The organism is Leptospira sanjuanensis (assembly GCF_022267325.1).
GTDB classification, from domain to species: Bacteria; Spirochaetota; Leptospiria; order Leptospirales; family Leptospiraceae; genus Leptospira; species Leptospira sanjuanensis.
Genome location: NZ_JAIZBG010000001.1, coordinates 3,302,591 through 3,320,338 on the forward strand (window position 1 = coordinate 3,302,591; position 17,748 = coordinate 3,320,338).

Genomic DNA, 17,748 nt, shown 5'->3' on the forward strand with positions numbered 1-17,748 from the left:
GGATCATTTTTTCTTATTCTTTTCCAGCGACTTCTGAAGAATCGCTCCGAAGGAACTCGTCGATCCGCTCGTGTCAGAACTCAGATAACTGCTGTAGTCCATTCTCTCTTGAATCTCTTTCGCCTTTTGAATCGAAAGGGAAATCTGTTTTCTTTCCGGATTCACTTCCATTACAAAAACGTCAATTACGTCTCCGGGTTTAAAACTCTGATTGAGAGGAACGCGGTTCGGAATTCCGGTTTCTCTTCCCGGAACGAGTCCGTTGAAATGATCGTCTAACTTGACGAAGAGGCCGAACGGTTTTAAAGAATCGATCGTTCCTTTTACGATATCGCCTTCCTTAAACGGAACGGTCTGCGCCCAAGGGTCCTTTAGAAAATCCTTAACCGTTAATGCGAACTTCTGATTTTCCCAATCGATGCGGAGAACGCGCGCGCGGAGAGTCTGACCGACTTGAAATTCCTTTTCGAGTTCCGGATTTTTTTTGTAGGTCGCTTCGCTGATCGGAATCAGCGCACTCAGTCCGTCCATCTCGACGATCAAACCGAAGTTCTGAATCGTCTTGACCTTGCAGGTGACGAACATTCCTTCTTTGAGTTCTTGTTTGAGAACGCCGAGCTTCGCTTCTTTGGCTCGGTCCGAAATTTTCTTTTGGGAAACGATGAGTTTGCCTCTGGTTCCGATGTCTTGAATCAGGAACTTGAGTCTCTTGCCGACCAAGCCCGTTTTTTTAAACTCGGGATCGATCTGAGAAAAAGGGCAAAAGCCGGTAAATTCTCCGATCTTAACGTCCGCGCCGGATTCTCCCTCGCTGACGAATTGTCCAAGTACGGGAATCTCCGCTTTTTTAGCGATTTCTAATAGATCTTTGTTCAACGAATCTCCGCTCAGACAAGTCGTGAAGTGGATGTCGCCGTGATCCTCTTTCAAAAAGTAAGCTTCGATTTCTTCTCCGGGATTCGGAAGACCGGACTCGGCAAATTCTTCGGAAGAAATGATTCCTTGAAGTTTTCCTTCCTTGGCGGTTACGAAAACGAAATCCTTCTTAGCGGAGTTCACGACCGCGGTGACTTTCGTTCCCGCTTCCATCGCCTTTTTCTTTTTGAAGGAAGCGTCCAACATTTTTTCGAAGAGTTCTTTTTCGGATTCTTTCATTTATTTTTCCCTCTCTTTTTTTGACTGGAAGCCGGTTCCTTTCTTTCTGGCGGATATGAAATTTCTCCGGCGATTGTTCTGCGGAGGGATTTCAAATTCTTTAAATCGACGAGCGGATCTTCCGTAAAAATATTCATGAATGCGGGTTTGCCTTCGCGGATTTTTCCTTCGTGCGGAGCTTCGATAAAACCGCAAGTGGATTCGGTGGCGATACGGATCGTCTCTTCGTTGCCGATAACGTCCGCAAGAATCCGCATCTCTTTCCATCCGCCGATTCCGGGATGAACGTGAAGGTAACCCGTGCCGGACGCGAGAAGCATTCCTTGACTTAGATTTTTTTGTCTGACTAAAAATGCAAGATAGGAATTGTATTCCTTTTCCGCAAGCGGCCGATCCTCTTCTTGTATGTGCGAAAGTTTACCGGCAAACTCGGGCTCGGGCGCGATGTTCTTTGCAAAGTAAGAACTCCATTCCTTCATCGCGTTCAGATCGGTTCCCCATTCGGGAGTTCCCGCGATCTTCTGATAATAATACACGGAGAACATCGGTCCCCAGTTCATGTTGCGGAAAACACCCGGAGAAATTCTTCCCGCGATCGTATCGGGAACGGGATGATACAAGGTCGGAATTCCGGCGTTGATTCCTTCGAGAATACTGTATTCGTCGCCAAAGGCGGATAACGCTAGTTTGATGTTCTCCGCGTCCGCTGCTTTTTTAAGCTGATATAAAAACGGACCGTCGAACGAAAACGTTTCCCCTTCCTGATAACGCGAAAACAAATGAACGGGAGAAGCGGGTCTTTTTTTGATTCTCGCGACCGCGTCTTGCGAAGAACGAATCACATTGTAACCCGGCAAGTTTCCTAAATGTTTCGTTTCCGAGCTTTCTGCGATCCAAGGCGCTTCCGTCTTTTTAACCCAGGGAGAATTCTTTCCGGATTTTTCCGCCTCCTTCAAAAGGGTCGCGACCCATGCGGGATCTCCCACGGAAAGAATTCCCGTGAACCCGTGCGCCAGCAGCGATTGCAAAGAAAGATAAACTCCCGCTCGATCTTTTTGACCGCCGAGCGAATCCGTGGACAACGTGACGTTCGCATCACAAAAACCGGGCAACACATACGAAACTTTTCCGGAGAAAGAATTTATTTTTTTGATCGATGTTACTTTGCCGTTTTCGATTCGAATTTCCGAAGGATCGGAATATTCTTTTTTACCGGGAAGAAGATAACGCACCGCGTTTAAGGTGATCGATTCGGAGCTCGCCGATTCGGTTATGAACAATAACGTGATGAAAAAAACAATCGGCTTAAAAAGAACGCTGATACAATCGAATTCGGAAAGATGCTTCTTTTTTCCCTTTCTAAAAATGACTCTCTTGACAAACAAAACAGATTCCGGAATGTTCATGGATGATGGGGCAGGAAATCCGAGATATATCCGACAATATCCGGCTAACAATTGAGAACGGAAAAATCCTGTCTCTGAAAACCCACAGGATGACTCATTCTGTCGAAGAGCATATCCAAGAGGCAGTCGGACTGATTCTGGATAAGGTGACTCATCCTACTCTGGTTCCTACGGTTTATACTATAATAAAAGAGTTGGCGATCAACGCCTGCAAAGCAAACCAAAAAAGGATTTTTTTCGAAGAAAAAGGTCTGGATCTAAACAACGCTTCCGATTACGAAAAAGGAGTTCGAGAATATAAGAGTATTTTCAGCGAAGCGATGTCCGAACGTTACGGACAAAAAGCGAAGAAGGAAGGATATTATTGCCTGATCAGTTTTCATTATTCCTTCGACGGAATTCGGATCGAAGTCGTAAACAATGCGCCGGTCACGCAGCAGGAAGAAAAATCGCTGCGCGAAAAATTGGAAAAGGGAATGCGTTACAACGACATCGCACAGTTTTATTTGGACAATGCGGACAATACCGAAGGCGCCGGAATCGGATTGGCGCTGATCTTAATCATGCTCAAGGGAGAAGGAATCGATCCTTCGTATTTTAGAATCATCATTCGCGAAGACGTCACGATCGCGCGATTGGAAATCCCGCTGACTCCCGATTTTCAGAGCATACGGAAACTCGATCATAAGAATTAAATGCGACAACTTCCCCTTTCCGTTTGTATCATAACACTCAACGAAGAAGACAATTTAGAACGTTGTCTAAAACCTCTTGATTTCGTTTCGGAAATCATCGTTGTCGATTCCGGTTCCAAAGACAAAACCGTAGAGATCGCCAAAAAGTATAAGGCAAAAGTCCACAAAAAGAAATTCGACGATTACGTATCGCAAAAGAACTTCGCGTTATCCTTGGTCAAAAACGAATGGGTTTTAACGCTCGACGCGGACGAGGAAGTTTCACCCGATCTCAAGGAAGAAATTCTTAGTTTATTCGCGAACGGCCTTCCGAGCGGGGACGGTTATTCGACTCCCCGATTGACTTGGTATTTGGGAAAATGGATTCGTCACGGCGGATGGTATCCGAATCGACGCATCCGCTTGTTTCAAAAATCCAAGGGCAAATTCGGAGGCGGTCTCGTGCACGAGACCGTTCAAGTTTCCGGAATATGCAAAAAACTGAATTCTCCCGTATATCATTATTCGTATAGGAATATCGGGGATCATATCCGTTATATCAATTCGTATTCCGAGTTAGGCGCCCAGGAAAAATTCCGCGCGGGGAAAACGAGCGGCCTGTTTCACGCCTTTATGGAAGGGTTTTACAAGGCGTTCTGGATGTATGTGATCCGGTTCGGATTTTTGGACGGAAAGCAGGGTTTCGTTCTGGCACTCTTCGGATTCTATTATAATTTCTTAAAGTATATCAAGTTGTACGAGTTGAGTCTGAAAAATGAAAAACGCCTCGACTCAACCAAAAATTAAACTCGGCAACGATCAGGCGAAAACAAGCTTCAAATCAAAACCGCAATTCAGGACAAACCGATGTATTCGAAATCAATCGCAACGACGTTAATCGCCCTTATAATGACGTCCCTTCCCTTGTTTTCCCAAAACGAAGAAAAGTGCGTTTCGGGGGATTGTAAAAACGGCAAAGGAGTCTTAATCGATAAGGAAGGCGACAAGATCAAAGGTTCGTTTGTAAACGGGAAGCTTGAAGGCTTTGGTGAAATCGAATTTAAAAACGGCGCAAAATTTTTCGGAGTTTTTAAGAACGGCGAAAAAAACGGAAAAGGAAAGTTAATTCTTCCGGAAGATAAAATCGAATACGATGGGGAATGGATCGCAAACGGAGTTTGTATCACCGGCGATTGCCTCAACGGCTCGGGCACGTTGAGAAAATTCTATCCGAACCTGAACGAAACCTGCGACTTTTCAGGAACCTTTTTATCCGGTAAAATCAACGGGAAGGGAAAATACCTCTGCACGGACAAGGAAGCCTATGATGGAGATATGAAGGATTCCAAACCGCACGGAACCGGGATTATATCTTATTCGGACGGTAAAAAATACGAAGGAGAATTTCAAAATTCCGAATATGAAGGAAAGGGAATATTTACTTGGAAAGCGGAAGATACGGAATGCGTTTTTCAGGGCACCTTCAAGAAGAACAAAAGATACGGCAAGGGTTTTTATACCTGTAAGGACGGAGAAAAATTCGAAGGTCTGTATGCGGACGATTTGCCTAACGGAAAAGGAAAACTCACCGATCCGGACGGAAGCAAATACGAAGGAGATTTTAAAGACGGGCGTCCTCACGGAAAAGGTACACGTTATGATTCTTCGGGAACCGTCACAGAAACCGGAATATTCAAAAATGGTTATAGACATTTCAAAGTCCCTACGTTCGATTTCATAGAGAAAACATGGGCCAAGCCGGAAAAATGGTTCGGAGGAAGTTTAGAAAAGACTCAAGTGCTCTTTATGGAGTATCTTGCAAATCCCGATCTCTCCACGTTTCAAATCGCGGACGAAGGTCCAGAACTTTCCGATCTAAATCCAAATAAGACGTACGTTGAAGCGCGCGTAAGCGGGTTTTACGGAACGATCATCCTTTGCATCGATAAAAAATACGAATCGGCAATGGACAAGTTTCTTACAAAACCTTTGGTGATCATCGAGTTTGACGGAAGAATCGTGGGCTATTATGATGATTCGGACAAGCTACTGAATAAAAAATTGATCGTGGACGTTGAAAACGTCTCAAGAATGGGATATCTTGAAATTCCGGTGAAGAAGAAAGACTGATATGATTCCGCGTTAAACGCGACTCGATCTAATTTCCAAAGAGAAGGGATAAACGACCGTAATCGAATTTAATCCCTTCTTTCCTTGTTATGGTTGATGCGGTTCATGATGTAAAGAGCGAGAAGACCGCCCAATAAAACCGCGAGCAAGTTTACGTTGGAGATTTGGTAGATACCGAATTTCGGGGAAATCAGCCACAGAACGATGGAACGAATGAAGTCTTGAAGCAAGGAAAGAATAATCAGAGATCCGAGTAACGCGACGATGAGCGCTCCCCAAAAACCGCCGAGCAGATCCTTGCGTTTGTAGTAGTAATAATACCAGGAAAGTGCGCCCGAAATTCCAACGACAAAAAGAACATCCAGAATCGTGGTCCACCACGGTGAGCCTGAAAAAGAAGCAAGCGGCGTCAAAAAGAGTTGTGCGCTCAATCCGTGTAAAAAAGAATCAGGTAAATTCAGTAGGCTCATTCCAATACAGCATTTTCGGGAATTGTCTTTTAGTCGACTCATTTTACGACTCGTTCTAAAACTTGCTTCTTTTGGAGCAAAAAAGTCTAAAGCTCCGAGCCGACCCGCTCTCTTTTATAAGAAACGAATCGAAGAGATAAAAGTTTCCGAGACCTCAAACGGAAAAAGCGCAACTCCAAAAAAGAGAAAACCAAGTTTGAACCAGAAAACAAATCAGCACACTAAGACTTTTGGTATAGTCGGATTTCCGCTTTCACACTCACTTTCACCGCTCATTCACAATTCAATTTATAGGGACAGGGGGATCGATGCTTCCTATCTCGTTTTTGAAACGCCCGAACTGAATTCGCAAACGATCCGAAACTTTAGGGATTCCGGAGTTCTCGGGCTGTCCGTTACCATTCCCCACAAGGAAAAAGCCTTCGCTCTCGCGGACAAAGCCGACGACGCTTCGGCGATCATGAAAGCCTCGAATACGCTTCTCATCGGACCGGACTCGATTAACGCGTATAATACGGACGGAGAAGGCGCGTATCGATCCATTTTAGAATGGGCGCCGGAATCCATACGGAAAGGAAAAACCGTCATACTTGGAAGCGGCGGAAGCGCGCGCGGAATCGCATACAGCCTCGCGGCTTCCGGAAAAATCAGCGACTTGATTCTCTGTTCGAGAAACGAAACGACCGGAAACGAAATCTGTGCGTTGATCGCGGAACACACAAACGTAAAAACCGAATACGTCTCGCCCGACGCGATATTAAACCGAAGCGAGGAAATCTCGTTAGTCGTTCATACTACCCCGCTCGGAATGAAAGGACAATCGCCCGGTCCTTTTTTACCCGGAGAATTTTTCACATCTTCCATGACTCTTTTTGACATCGTCTATAATCCGCTCGAAACGCCGCTCGTAACGACCGCAAAAAAAAACGGAGCTAAGATTATTCCCGGCTCCGAAATGTTATTGTATCAAGCGATGAAGCAGTTCGAACTTTTTACGGGAATATCACCTAACGCGGAAGATGTGATTAAAACGAGAGAACGTTTGTCTCGCGCACTCGCAAATCGATGAACTCAACGTCGCATTCCGGTTTTTTCGAATTCATCGAAGGACTTTCCAACTTGGAAAAGACGAGAAATTTCAACGTTTTTACGGGTTATTCCCTCGAACCCTTCGCAAACGTTCTTTCAAAATACGGTTTCGATCGAAGAAACGCTTCCACCCTTTGCAGAATTTCCGTAGTGGGAACGAACGCTAAAGGTTCGATCACGCATTTTTTGGGAGAATTTTTCAGGCTTTCCGGATTCAAAACGGGACTCTATACTTCTCCGCATCTTATCTCTCCCTTGGAAAGAATCCGAATCGGATCGCAAAACGAAAACTTCCGCGAAGTCGAAGAGCGGGAACTCGACAAAATGTTAAGCGAATGGAAAACCGAAGGCGCCGAATCCGATCTAAAAACCTTTTCCTTTTTTGAACTCTTTACCCTTGCCTCCTTTTTCTTTTTCGAAAAAGAATCAGTCGAAATTCAAATTTACGAAGCGGGACTCGGAGGAAGACTCGACGCGACCAAACTCTGCAACCCGGATGTCGTAGTTTTGGGAAGCATCGGATTCGATCATAAAGAAATTTTAGGAAACACAAAACTACAAATCCTACAGGAGAAGCTCGGGATCTGCGGCTCCGATACGAAATCTCTTTTTGCGATCGAACCAAAAGAACCGGAACTCGACGAAAAAATCCGGGAGTTCTGTTCGCAAAACGGGATCGAATGTTTTATTTTTTCGCAGACCCCGGTCGAAGGGGACTATCTTTCCCGAAACAAAAACTTCAGTTATCAAGTATTTCAGAATATTCTAAACTTAGAATTATTTAGGGAAATAGACGAAGGGAACAAATACGAAATCGATCTCGCAAACAAGCGTAAAACGGAACTGGAATTTCACCCGGACTTTCCGATCAAACTCGAAAACAGATTTATAAAACGTCCGTTTTCTTATTACGAAGGTCGAATATCGTTTCCACCCGGAAGATTGGCCGTTCTTCGAGATTCCCCTCTACTCGTGTTTGATCCGGCTCATAACCCTGACGCGTTTTTCGAAACATTACGAAGTCTGAAAGCCGCCTATCCGAAATCGCGATTTCAAGTGCTCGCGGGAATCTTAAAGGACAAAGACGGAAACGGAATCGTGGAAATTCTCCGAACGGCAAAAGCCCAATCCGACATTACGGACTTTCGGATTCTCGCAGAAGCCGAATTTTCTATTCCGGCGAATTGTTTGCCCGAAGAGACGTTGAATCGATCGCAGTTTCAAGAAAGAATTCTTTCCGCTACTCGGACGCAGGAACCGATTTTGGTTTTGGGAAGTTTTCGATTGTTTCCGATCGTGAAAGAACTGCTCGATAAAAACAAAACGGATCGAGAAGGAAAAGGCTGATTCTTTTAAAAGCGAAAATTGAACTTCGCGTAAGAATCGATCTCGATGATCTGTCCCGGGATCGCATACGGATTGTTGACCCGTTTCGGGGCGACGCCCACGTCCAAGGTTTCCTCGTCCAAACCGAGCCAATAAAACGTTGCGGCGAAAATCAACATCGCTGCCATTCCGTAAACCATCACTCCGCCCGTCAGGCCTTCGTGTCTTCCGAAGTTACCGGCCAACTTTTGATATTTACCCGCGTCATGATTCGTTTCACGGATGATCCTTTCCTGATACAAATACATTCCGATAAACGCGTCCTGCGAAACGACGTTTGCCGATAAGTACAACGAAGTCAAACTGACTTGAGAACGCGCGCGATCGTAAAGATCGTTGGCCTTTAGGTTGAAGTAATAATAACCCGCGTAAAACAAAAGCGTCCCGTATAAGGAATAGATCGAGAAATCGTTGTATGAATGATCTAAAAACACGTTTTGTTTATTTTTGTAATAGGAGACGCTGTCGCCTTGTCTCAAATTCAGATCGAGTTTTAACTCTTCGTCCTTTTTCACCTCGACGCCTTTTAGTAAATCGACATGTCCTTCCATGGACAAACGAAGTCGGTTGAATCCCGTTTTGACTCGGACATTCTGCAACGGAGTTTTTCCTAAAAACTCGGAGCCGAGATATACGTTTGCTCCTTCCGGATTCGAAGTCACGGAAATCAAACCTTCTCTCGGAGTTTTGGAAAGAATCATTTCGAAACTTCCTCCCTCCTGAACGGAAACTCGTTGCTCGCGACTTTGAAACCCGTCCATGTAATACTTGATGACGTGGTTACCCGGAAGAAGGTCCGATTTTTGAAGCGGAGTTTTACCGAGAAATTGTCCGTCCAAAAAAACCAAAACTCCGTCCATGGTTCCCGATTTAAAGGAGAATGAAACCGTATTCTTTCCGATAAGTTCCTTTTTGATCTCGCCGATTAAACCGTCCAACTCTTGATAAGAGCGTCTAACGCTAGTTTTGACTCTGAATTCTTTTCGGGAAGCGTCCTTCGAAGACCTCAGGATGAGTTTGAGTTCCATCTGCGAATCGCTCTTCTTCTCGTAGGTTCCCGCAAGATGGTAAAAACATCCCTGCTTCTTTCCCGATAAAAAGAGCGTGCTGTCTTCGGGAGGAACTTCGTCTTGAACGTATTCCGTTTTTAACGTCAGAAAGCGCGGATCTTTTTCGGGAGAGGTTTCCTTGGCGTTCTTGACCTGTTCCAGGATATCCCCGTCCCATTCTCCCTTCTTCAACTTCTCTCTTCCGGTCGGTTTTCCGAATCCGTGTTGAGCGCTGGTCGGAATTACGTCAGGATCGAAAATCTGAAACAGATTCTTTAAGCCGGAATACAGAACACCGCCGTATCCTTTGCTGAGATAGTCGATGTTCGCGTCCGCGTTCTGATTTTTGAGCGGGAAAACGCAGAGTTTCCGTTCGGTTTCGAACGTAATTCTTTCCCTCATACCGGCTTCGGGAAAACGATAATAATCGTCGATCCCTTGCGCGGAAATTCCCATACTCAAAATCGATAATATTAGAATAAATGCAAATACTCGAATCATCTCTTTTCCACGTTCAATGCGGTGACCAAACCTACGATCCCCAAAATAGGCATCACCAATGCCAACGGAGCCGAATACGCGTAATCTCTCGCAAAGGAAATCTGTTCACCCAAACCGGGTCCGAACCAATCGGAGCCGGCGCTCACCCCCAAATAACTAAAAAGCGCCAGCGTCATTACAACTCCGGGTAACCCTGTCGTAAACAGAACTTTCAACACGGGTAAGGAAGCCGGAAAAATATGGTTTCGAAACACGTTGGCCCTCGACGCGCCGAAATATGTCGAGGCCAAAACGAATCCGCTTCCGTCCGTCTCTCGAATTTTACTCTGCAAGGTTTCGTATGAAAACGCCCAATCCCCTAACAGGATCGCTACGACCAAAACGGACGGTCCGTTGCCGAGCGCGTGCACGGTCAACAACGCGATGAGCAAGGAAGGAACGGAAACGAACACGGAAGAGATCGGAGTAAAAAACAATCTTCCCGTAAACGGAAGAGAATATTGAAACAGACAAACCAGCGAAGTAAAGGCCAGCGTCAATACGCGGGACGGAAGGGAAAACAATAACGTGGCGACGGTTCCGTATGCGAATAGACCGTAAACGTCTCTTCCCAAACGATCACAACCGAAAGGATGATTCCAAGTAACCGAACAAAAACTATCTTCCAGAAAAACTTCCGTAGGCGGGTTTTTCCAAAGCACGCCCACAATCGCCGACGCCGCAAAAAGAATCCGTAAAACGTTGCCCATCAAGAAAGGCCCTCCTTTCCGGTAAGATTTTCCTGAAACCGTAAAGAGATTCTGCTGAACAGATAGAACGTAAGGCCGCTGTAAAACAAAAGCGCGCTCAACAATTCGGCGTCCATCGTCTGAATCGCGTAATACATGGACTTGCCGATTCCGGGGAAAAAGAAAATCTCCTCCACGATCATCGCTCCGGAAAGAAGCGAACTGAAATCGAGCAGAATCAAAACCGCGAGCAAAGGAAGAATCTTCAACAATACATGATTCCATAATATTCTATTTTTAGAATATCCTCGCGCGCGAAGAACCTTGGCATACGGAGATTTTAATTCGATTTCGGCGAGACTAAGGGCAAACTGATAGATTCTCGCCCAAACCCTCGAACCCAAAGCGATTCCGGGAAGAATCACATACGTCGTATTTCCGTTTTCGTAACCGCCCGGCGGAAACCATTCCAACTGAACGAAAAAGACCAAAAGCAAAATCACCGCTACCACGAATACGGGCGTGGACAGGATCAAGTTGCTCAGAAACAGAAACGCCCTTCTCGAAACGCTTTCCTCGTTTTTGGAAACGACCAACGCGATCGCGATCGCCAAAAAACTTCCCCAGCCTACGGAAAAGACCGCAAGGTGCAGGGTCGGAAGGACTCTGGAGGAAATATGTTTCCACACCGATTCTCCCGAAGCGGTCTTGCCGGGTTGAAAAGTTAGAATTCCTTTCACAAAGGAAAGAACCTGAGACGGAAAGGTTTTTCGTTCCAGAAAGGATTCTTCCTTGGAAACGGAGGAATCGGCGTAGAGATATTCCTTATTGATGGAACGCAGATGTCCGAAAAGGACGGAGAAAAAAATTAATGCGACAAGAAATAGAAAGAACCTGGAGATTTCCCCCTGCACGATTAAACGTTCCGAGAAAAAGCTTTTTGGATTTCCTCGAAGGATCCGGAACGAATCAATTTTTCTCTGTCTTCTTTTACGTTTAACGCCTTTGCGATTTGTGCGAGGGTTTTGATATGTTCTTGAAACTTGGTTTTAGGAACGATGAGAAGAATGAAGATGTGAACCGGTTGATGATCGATGGAATCGAAATCGATTCCCTGCGGATTGAGTCCCATCACACACTTGAGTTCGTCGACGAGATTGACCGAACAATGAGGAATCGCAACGCCGCTTCCGATCCCGGTCGACATGGACTTCTCGCGTGCGAGAAGGGATTCCAAAATCTCTTCCTTATTTTCGGAATCGATCTGATGCGTATCGACCGCTTTCTGAAGAAGTTTGGAAATAACTTCTTCTTTGGTTCCGGATTCAAGATTGAATATGACGGTTTCGGGATGGAGAAGAGTCAATAGTTGATTCATACGAGAGCCCCTAACTCCGTTCGGATTTCTTTTTTTTGTCCGCGTTTGTTACGATACGAGATCATCATTCTAACCACAAATTCGAATTACTCTAATTGCCCGAAATTATCGACTCTGCTTCCCAGAAATATACGAATCAAACTGGCTTCAATGAAAAAATAGAAAACGGAAAAGCTGAAAAGCGGCAGATAAAAGCCGACTAAGACTTGGATGACATAAAAAAGAATTCCCGTCGCCAAAACCCCGATCAAAGAATATACCCAAGCGGTGTGTAAATTTCTTCCCGGAGCTGCGAACAGAATCGAAAACGAAACCCAAGTCGACAAAAGCACGGAAGAATATTCCTGCGCAAGACTTCCCGTTCCTAAAATCAATCCGACGCCGAAAATCAACGGAATCAGAAAGGCCTGCGGTCTTTTTAAAAACACGGGAATTAAAAAAAGAATCGAAAACGTTCCCATCGTTTCCAGAGAAGAAAACCTCCAAGGAGAATATCCTTCCTGCGAAAAGGAAAGAACGCTGTAAAGATCGGAGATGGATTCGTCCCGAAACGACAAACTCGGTTTTCCCGCAAGTCCGCTAAAAAGATCGATCGCCGGCAAGAAAAGATACAAAACCAAAAAAAGCAAAAGTTGAATGAGAGAAAGAGGAACTTGAATCCGCAGACGATTTTCCAACGGAGAATATAAAAAGACTCCCGCGATTCCGGCAAGAATTCCCCAGATCACGGTTCCCGGATGAATCGGCAATAGAAGAACGAAAATTCCAGTATGAACGATCCACTTCAAAGGATAAACAGGTCGTTTAACAATCGTAAATTGATAAACGAAACAAGTCGCAAAAACGATCGCATAACAAATCCATAATGGAACCGTTCCGAATAAAACGATTCCCGCAAGGGACAGGATTCCGACGAGGAGATCCGGGAAAAAAGGATCGGACTTACGGAAAAAACCGGTTTTGGTCACGAGGAGATAATCAGACATTCTGTGTTTCCCTCTTTCCGTTTTTTGCGTCTCGAATCTTATCGCGAAGAGAAATTCCCGAAGGGCAAAGAAACGTGCAGATCCCGCATGAAATACAGGCGTTCGAAAAGAATTGTCCCTGACCGGTCACGAGGGAAATCGGATTGCATTCGAGCGGACAATTGTAAGTACATTCTCCGCATTCGGTGCAGGGAAGTTCCTTCTGATTGCGGATCTTTCCGGCTACGAAAATGATGGAATGTTGTTTGTAGATATCGAGAAAATATTCCTCGGAAGAAGAATGGAATTCTCCTCCGTCGAAAAAGGAATTAAACGTAAAGTTCGGATATTCCTTCTTCTTTTCAAGAAGCAGAAAGCTGAGGCTTTGTCCGTCCCGAAACTTGATCGGAGATTCTTCCTTTTTGAGTCCTCCGTTTTTTCCCACGTAATAGATGCTGATATGTCTTTCGATAAAGGGAATCTTTTTGAACAAGGCGCGGTAGAGATGATAGAGCGTTTCCGGTCCGAGATAAAGAATATTCTCTTTTTGGAATGTCTTTTCCGAGAGCGCTTTTTTTACGAAATATTGGGGAAATCCCGCGGGATATTCGTATTTGCGGAACGGAACCGGAGAAAGGATATAATCCTTCACGTTCGCGCCCGGAAACCAAACCTTCAAGTATTCTAAAAACTGAATATGCAATTCTTTGCATTCTTCGGCGAGGATCTTTCGAAAATCGACGGACTGCGTTTTTGTGTAAGGAGAGAGAACGATCAGGGAGCTGCGGAACGTTTGAAACAGAGTCGACAACTTCGTATCGGCGAAATCGAGCGATACAAGTCCGAGTTCGTCCATTCTTTCAAGGGCCTGTTCGAGTTTCAGCGCCGTATCGATCTGCGTTTCGCCAGATAACTGAAAACTTCCGTCCTGAACGATCCGAATTTTAGTCGAATGTTCTCCTTGGATCAAACTCGCGATCCCGTCGACGGGAGATAAAAGTGTTCCGACGGATTGCCTGAGAAGCGGCTCACCTGCGCGTACGCGCGTGGGGAATTCTTTTAGATATAAAGCTCCCGGTTCGGGAAATAATGTAAAAGGTTCTTCCAGGACGGTCTTACGGGAAAACTTACCGTGGACCAATCCTGGCTTGAGAGTAAAAGCGGAGGGCTTCAAAACTCTTTAGGTGAGAGTTTTCACCATGTAGATTTCGTCTTTGATTGGGAGTTCTTTCTTAAGATTTTTGATATAAGGAAGAATTTCACCCATCGGCTCATAGAATTCACAGTTTACTTGCATACGGCGAGCAACGGTGAAATATTTATAGAGCTTCTCTTCTCCGGATCTTTTGGACCATTTTTTCTTGGTACATTTTACGCGGAGAATGTATTTATCTGCCTCGGATTCATACTGTCTTACGGTCACGCAGTGCAGGCAATTAGCGCAGTAAACTTTCTCACTCATCGGGGTTCCTATAAAAGTAGCGGTATTTTGTCAATTTTTCAGAAAAAAGTGCGGAGTCAAGCAGAAGCCTCCTCGTCTTTGTCCGCAGGATAGGAGATTCTCTCTTACCCCGCTAGTTAGACGGTCGGCTTAGGCTTGAGCGGGAAGTTCTTCCGTGGACTCTTGTTTGGAAGCCCCGAGTTTCCAGAGGGCTTCTTTGAGAGATAAATATCCTACGTAGAAGAATCCGATCGCGTAGATTGCCAAGAATCCGACGATTTGCGGTTTTCCAAGAACGAAGGAAAGAACCACGGTTCCGAGGCAATAGATTCCCATCAGGAACTCAAGAACCACGTGGAAATCCAGAGGAACGGTATATTTCAATCTTTCTTTCAGAACATCCGTGCTCTTTTCGATTTTGAGTTTCGGAGTGCGTTTGAAAGAAGACTGGATTCCGAGAATCGCTTCGAGCCATGCTCTCGTGTTTACGATTGCGATTCCGGTTCCGATCATGATCAGAATCGGGAGATACACCATTCTTCTTTTCCAATCTTTATGGAGAGTTTTCTGGGAATATGCGTAGAAAATCATCGGTCCGACGGAGCCTACGGAAAGAATCGCCGCGGTTCCCATCAGGATTTCGATCGGAAGATCGTAAAAGCTAAATCCGGACCAGTAGTCCATCAAAAGCAACGGAGCGCTGAACAGGATGTTGATCACCATCAAAGGGTGAACGGAATAATTGATTAGGTGAACGATTGCCTCGGATTTGATTCTCCAAGGAAGATCCGCACGGAGAATTCTAGGAAGAAGTTTCACCGCCGTTTGGATGGAACCCTTGCACCAGCGGAATTGTTGCGACTTGTAAGCGGAGATCATCGCAGGGATTTCCGCCTTGCAAACGATATCCTTAAAATAACGGAACTTCCATCCTCTCATTTCGGCGCGATAAGAAAGATCGAAGTCTTCGGTAAGAGTATCGTGCTCCCATCCGCCGGAATCGATGATACATTCTTTTTTCCAAATTCCCGCGGTTCCGTTGAAATTCATCCAAAGGTGAGAACCGTTTCTTGCCACCTGCTCGATCATAAAGTGACCGTCGATCCCGAAGGATTGCGCCTTGGTAAGAACGTTGTATTCGGCGTTTACATGTCCCCAACGAACCTGAACCATCCCGATTTGCGGATCTTCGAAATAAGGAACGGTTTTGATTAAGAAGTCCGGATCGGGCATGAAGTCCGCGTCGAAGATGGCGATGTACTGACCGCGAGCCACTTTCATTCCGGCTTCGAGGGCGCCCGCTTTGTATCCAGTGCGTTCCGCTCCGGATCTGTGGAGATGATGAATGTCGAATCCGAGCGATTTATAGTGAGCGATGAGTTTTCTGGACTTTTCGACCGTCTCGTCCGTGGAATCATCTAAGAGCTGGATTTCGAGCTTATCTTTGGGATATTTGAGTGCGACTGTGGTTTCGAGGAGACGATCCACAACATAGAATTCGTTGAAAATAGGAAGCTGAACGGTTACTACCGGAAGATTCGGGTCGTTTACGTCGAGAATCTTGTCTGGATCGGATTCGCAATATGCATGATTCTTTTTATAGAGATATACCATTACGTAGGTATGAATCCCGAAAAAAAAGAGAGCGACGATGTCGATCCCATAGATGGCTAGAAACAGTACAGTTACGACGGTCAGCATAATGCTGACCAGGAAAAATTTTGCCGGTTAAAAGTCAAAGGTTTTGCGCTGCATAAAATTTTTAGTTTTTAAAATTGGCCCTGTATTTTTTACCGCAGAGACTAATGTAGGAACTCCCACGGCCGATACTTTTCATGGATGGACAACAGCCTCCCTGGTTGTGTTCCTCCACTGCGAATTTTCATTTTGAAACGGACGGGGGGACGAAAGTTACACCGTCCCCTTTTTTTGTACATACCAAACGATTCAAAAGAGCGAGATAACCCAAAGGCAGCGGAACGTCTCCGTTGAGTTCTCAGCGCAACTGAGATAGTAGTCCGTTTATCCCGATTTTGTGGTAGTTCCTACAGCTTCGACGTTCCTCTGGGACCGTGACTTTCTTCTAACACGCGGCAGTTCCTCTATTGGTTTGGAAATTCCATAGAATGTTAAGATTCTGAAAATGTGGGAACTCATACGAATCACCCAGTTTCTAGATTTTCCCTCTCCTTTACGAAATTGGGATTCTCTTTTGAACCCAAATCTCGTCCGAGTTCTTTAAATTTGTGGGAACTCCTTCAACATTCCATGATTTACTAAAGTTCTCTCAAATGCTGGAACTCCCATGCTTCCAAAAAACTTAAGACTTTTCGGAAGAACCCCGCACAAAGGATCGAAGCGGGGTCCCGTTCCGGAGGAACGGACCGGAGCTGAGAGCCTGGTGGCCGGGCTTCCTGCGGCGCGGCGAAAAAACATCTCTCTACGGATGAATCGCACTTTACTTCAACAAAATCAAAGCCCGGCCATGTGCCCGCGCCTTTGTTAAGAGACAGAATGTTCTTGTAAAAAGGCAGGAATGTGGGAACTCTTGCGGAAATGAATCCTACGCTCGTCGGCCTTTCCGTCGCATTTTTTTCCGTATTGATCGCGATTCTTTTGGAGGGCGCCCATTTCTTATCGTTCTTTAAGGTTTCCGCTCTTTTACTCATCATCGGCGGAACCGCGGGCGCGACCTTTGCGAGCTTTTCCCTCGAACAGATCAAGGATCTCATTTTAAACCTGCAAACATCCGTATTTCCCCGACGCAAACTTCCTTTGGGAGAACTCTTTTTGGACTTCGCGGAACGTGCGCGTAAGAACGGTCTTCTTTCCCTCGAGGACAATCTCAAGTCGATTCAAGATCCGTTCTTACAAAGAGGAATTCAACTGATCGTGGACGGAACCGATCCGCGCGCGGTCGAGGAGATTCTTTTCGAATCCGCGCTCGCGATGGAAGACAAGGAAGCGAACTCGGCAAAGATTTTGGAAACCGCGGGAGGATTTTCTCCGACGGTCGGGATCATCGGAACCGTCATGGGCCTCGTCGGAGTTCTGGAAAACTTGGGTGCGGGAACACGCGCACTCGGAGAAGGAATCGCGACCGCATTTATCGCGACCTTTTACGGAATCGCTTTCGCGAATTTACTCTTTTTCCCTCTCGCGAACCGAATCAAGTCCTGGTCCAAAGAACAATCGGATCGCAGACAAGCGATCATCCGAGGAGTCATCGCGCTGCAAAGCGGAGACAACCGTCGGATTCTTATGGAAAGAATGACCCCGTTTATCGGCGGTTGAAGTTCGATTCGGTTCGAGGCAACGGATTTCGCCTCAATCACACACTATGTTTCCGAAATGTAGGATCTCCTAACGTTTCTTC

At 45.6% G+C, this 17,748-nt stretch carries 17 protein-coding genes; 6 read left to right on the forward strand and 11 right to left on the reverse strand.

The annotated features are described in order from the left end of the window. Window positions 1–3 precede the first annotated feature (3 nt). Window positions 4–1,155 carry a S1 RNA-binding domain-containing protein gene (locus LFX25_RS14970; protein ID WP_238730925.1) on the reverse strand — a complete coding sequence of 384 codons (1,152 nt, stop codon included), beginning with the start codon at window positions 1,153–1,155 and terminating at the stop codon, window positions 4–6. After that, window positions 1,152–2,561: a hypothetical protein gene (locus LFX25_RS14975; RefSeq protein ID WP_319937423.1), complete on the reverse strand. Its 1,410-nt coding sequence runs from the start codon at window positions 2,559–2,561 to the stop codon at window positions 1,152–1,154. Before LFX25_RS14975 ends, LFX25_RS14970 begins: the two co-directional genes overlap by 4 nt. 2 nt (window positions 2,562–2,563) lie before the next feature. Here LFX25_RS14975 and LFX25_RS14980 point away from each other — a divergent pair, with 2 nt between their 5' ends. From LFX25_RS14980 to LFX25_RS14990, 3 genes are read left to right on the forward strand one after another with little or no spacing between them, the layout of a single operon-like run. Beyond that, on the forward strand, window positions 2,564–3,256 hold the full coding sequence (locus LFX25_RS14980; RefSeq protein WP_118955114.1) for a histidine kinase: 693 nt from the start codon (window positions 2,564–2,566) through the stop codon (window positions 3,254–3,256). Then, entirely contained in the window at window positions 3,257–4,042 is a 786-nt protein-coding gene (locus tag LFX25_RS14985) for a glycosyltransferase family 2 protein (RefSeq protein ID WP_238730927.1), read from the forward strand. A gap of 60 nt (window positions 4,043–4,102) precedes the next feature. Further along, the gene (locus tag LFX25_RS14990) at window positions 4,103–5,365 is read left to right on the forward strand and encodes an MORN repeat-containing protein (protein ID WP_238730928.1); all 1,263 of its coding nucleotides are present in this window, start codon (window positions 4,103–4,105) and stop codon (window positions 5,363–5,365) included. 68 nt (window positions 5,366–5,433) lie between these two features. Here the strand turns inward: LFX25_RS14990 and LFX25_RS14995 are convergent, their stop codons facing one another. Continuing rightward, entirely contained in the window at window positions 5,434–5,826 is a 393-nt protein-coding gene (locus LFX25_RS14995) for a hypothetical protein (RefSeq protein ID WP_118955203.1), read from the reverse strand. A 205-nt stretch (window positions 5,827–6,031) separates the two neighbouring features. Here LFX25_RS14995 and aroE point away from each other — a divergent pair, with 205 nt between their 5' ends. Beyond that, window positions 6,032–6,904, forward strand: a complete 873-nt coding sequence (gene aroE / locus LFX25_RS15000; protein ID WP_238730929.1) for a shikimate dehydrogenase — start codon at window positions 6,032–6,034, stop codon at window positions 6,902–6,904. Further along, window positions 6,901–8,271, forward strand: a complete 1,371-nt coding sequence (locus LFX25_RS15005) for a folylpolyglutamate synthase/dihydrofolate synthase family protein (RefSeq protein WP_238730930.1) — start codon at window positions 6,901–6,903, stop codon at window positions 8,269–8,271. Before aroE ends, LFX25_RS15005 begins: the two co-directional genes overlap by 4 nt. A gap of 5 nt (window positions 8,272–8,276) precedes the next feature. Here LFX25_RS15005 and LFX25_RS15010 read toward each other — a convergent pair whose 3' ends face one another. The 8 genes from LFX25_RS15010 to LFX25_RS15045 form a co-directional block, all read right to left on the reverse strand. Then, the gene (locus tag LFX25_RS15010; RefSeq protein ID WP_238730931.1) at window positions 8,277–9,860 is read right to left on the reverse strand and encodes a PEGA domain-containing protein; all 1,584 of its coding nucleotides are present in this window, start codon (window positions 9,858–9,860) and stop codon (window positions 8,277–8,279) included. Continuing rightward, window positions 9,857–10,609, reverse strand: coding sequence for an ABC transporter permease (locus LFX25_RS15015; protein WP_238730932.1), 753 nt, complete (start codon window positions 10,607–10,609; stop codon window positions 9,857–9,859). Before LFX25_RS15015 ends, LFX25_RS15010 begins: the two co-directional genes overlap by 4 nt. Then, window positions 10,609–11,502 (reverse strand): ABC transporter permease subunit, encoded by an 894-nt coding sequence (locus tag LFX25_RS15020; RefSeq protein WP_238730933.1) that lies wholly within the window; start codon window positions 11,500–11,502, stop codon window positions 10,609–10,611. Before LFX25_RS15020 ends, LFX25_RS15015 begins: the two co-directional genes overlap by 1 nt. Before the next feature lie 2 nt (window positions 11,503–11,504). Then, a complete protein-coding gene (locus LFX25_RS15025; RefSeq protein WP_118955106.1) occupies window positions 11,505–11,966 on the reverse strand; it encodes a PTS sugar transporter subunit IIA in 462 nt (153 codons plus the stop codon). Window positions 11,967–12,052: 86 nt separating this feature from the next. Further along, the gene (locus LFX25_RS15030; RefSeq protein WP_238730934.1) at window positions 12,053–12,952 is read right to left on the reverse strand and encodes a hypothetical protein; all 900 of its coding nucleotides are present in this window, start codon (window positions 12,950–12,952) and stop codon (window positions 12,053–12,055) included. Next, the gene (locus tag LFX25_RS15035) at window positions 12,945–14,105 is read right to left on the reverse strand and encodes an oxidoreductase (RefSeq protein ID WP_238730935.1); all 1,161 of its coding nucleotides are present in this window, start codon (window positions 14,103–14,105) and stop codon (window positions 12,945–12,947) included. Before LFX25_RS15035 ends, LFX25_RS15030 begins: the two co-directional genes overlap by 8 nt. Before the next feature lie 6 nt (window positions 14,106–14,111). Continuing rightward, entirely contained in the window at window positions 14,112–14,393 is a 282-nt protein-coding gene (locus LFX25_RS15040) for a hypothetical protein (protein WP_004459036.1), read from the reverse strand. Between the two features lie 129 nt (window positions 14,394–14,522). Beyond that, complete coding sequence (locus LFX25_RS15045; RefSeq protein ID WP_238730936.1) at window positions 14,523–16,073, reverse strand: cellulose synthase family protein; 1,551 nt, start codon at window positions 16,071–16,073, stop codon at window positions 14,523–14,525. An 855-nt stretch (window positions 16,074–16,928) separates the two neighbouring features. On the opposite strand from LFX25_RS15045, the gene LFX25_RS15050 reads away from it, so the two are divergent. Beyond that, window positions 16,929–17,666 (forward strand): motility protein A, encoded by a 738-nt coding sequence (locus LFX25_RS15050; RefSeq protein WP_118955202.1) that lies wholly within the window; start codon window positions 16,929–16,931, stop codon window positions 17,664–17,666. Window positions 17,667–17,748 lie beyond the last annotated feature (82 nt).

Excerpts from the sequence above, each read along its gene's own strand:
- LFX25_RS15040 (WP_004459036.1), bottom strand. The coding sequence starts at position 14,393 with ATGAGTGAGAAAGTTTACTGCGCTAATTGCCTGCACTGCGTGACCGTA.
- LFX25_RS14975 (WP_319937423.1), bottom strand. The coding sequence starts at position 2,561 with ATGAACATTCCGGAATCTGTTTTGTTTGTCAAGAGAGTCATTTTTAGA.
- LFX25_RS15025 (WP_118955106.1), bottom strand. The coding sequence starts at position 11,966 with ATGAATCAACTATTGACTCTTCTCCATCCCGAAACCGTCATATTCAAT.
- LFX25_RS14985 (WP_238730927.1), top strand. The coding sequence starts at position 3,257 with ATGCGACAACTTCCCCTTTCCGTTTGTATCATAACACTCAACGAAGAA.
- LFX25_RS15030 (WP_238730934.1), bottom strand. The coding sequence starts at position 12,952 with ATGTCTGATTATCTCCTCGTGACCAAAACCGGTTTTTTCCGTAAGTCC.
- LFX25_RS15045 (WP_238730936.1), bottom strand. The coding sequence starts at position 16,073 with ATGCTGACCGTCGTAACTGTACTGTTTCTAGCCATCTATGGGATCGAC.
- LFX25_RS14990 (WP_238730928.1), top strand. The coding sequence starts at position 4,103 with ATGTATTCGAAATCAATCGCAACGACGTTAATCGCCCTTATAATGACG.
- LFX25_RS14970 (WP_238730925.1), bottom strand. The coding sequence starts at position 1,155 with ATGAAAGAATCCGAAAAAGAACTCTTCGAAAAAATGTTGGACGCTTCC.
- LFX25_RS15050 (WP_118955202.1), top strand. The coding sequence starts at position 16,929 with ATGAATCCTACGCTCGTCGGCCTTTCCGTCGCATTTTTTTCCGTATTG.
- LFX25_RS15005 (WP_238730930.1), top strand. The coding sequence starts at position 6,901 with ATGAACTCAACGTCGCATTCCGGTTTTTTCGAATTCATCGAAGGACTT.
- LFX25_RS15015 (WP_238730932.1), bottom strand. The coding sequence starts at position 10,609 with ATGGGCAACGTTTTACGGATTCTTTTTGCGGCGTCGGCGATTGTGGGC.
- LFX25_RS14980 (WP_118955114.1), top strand. The coding sequence starts at position 2,564 with ATGATGGGGCAGGAAATCCGAGATATATCCGACAATATCCGGCTAACA.
- LFX25_RS15010 (WP_238730931.1), bottom strand. The coding sequence starts at position 9,860 with ATGATTCGAGTATTTGCATTTATTCTAATATTATCGATTTTGAGTATG.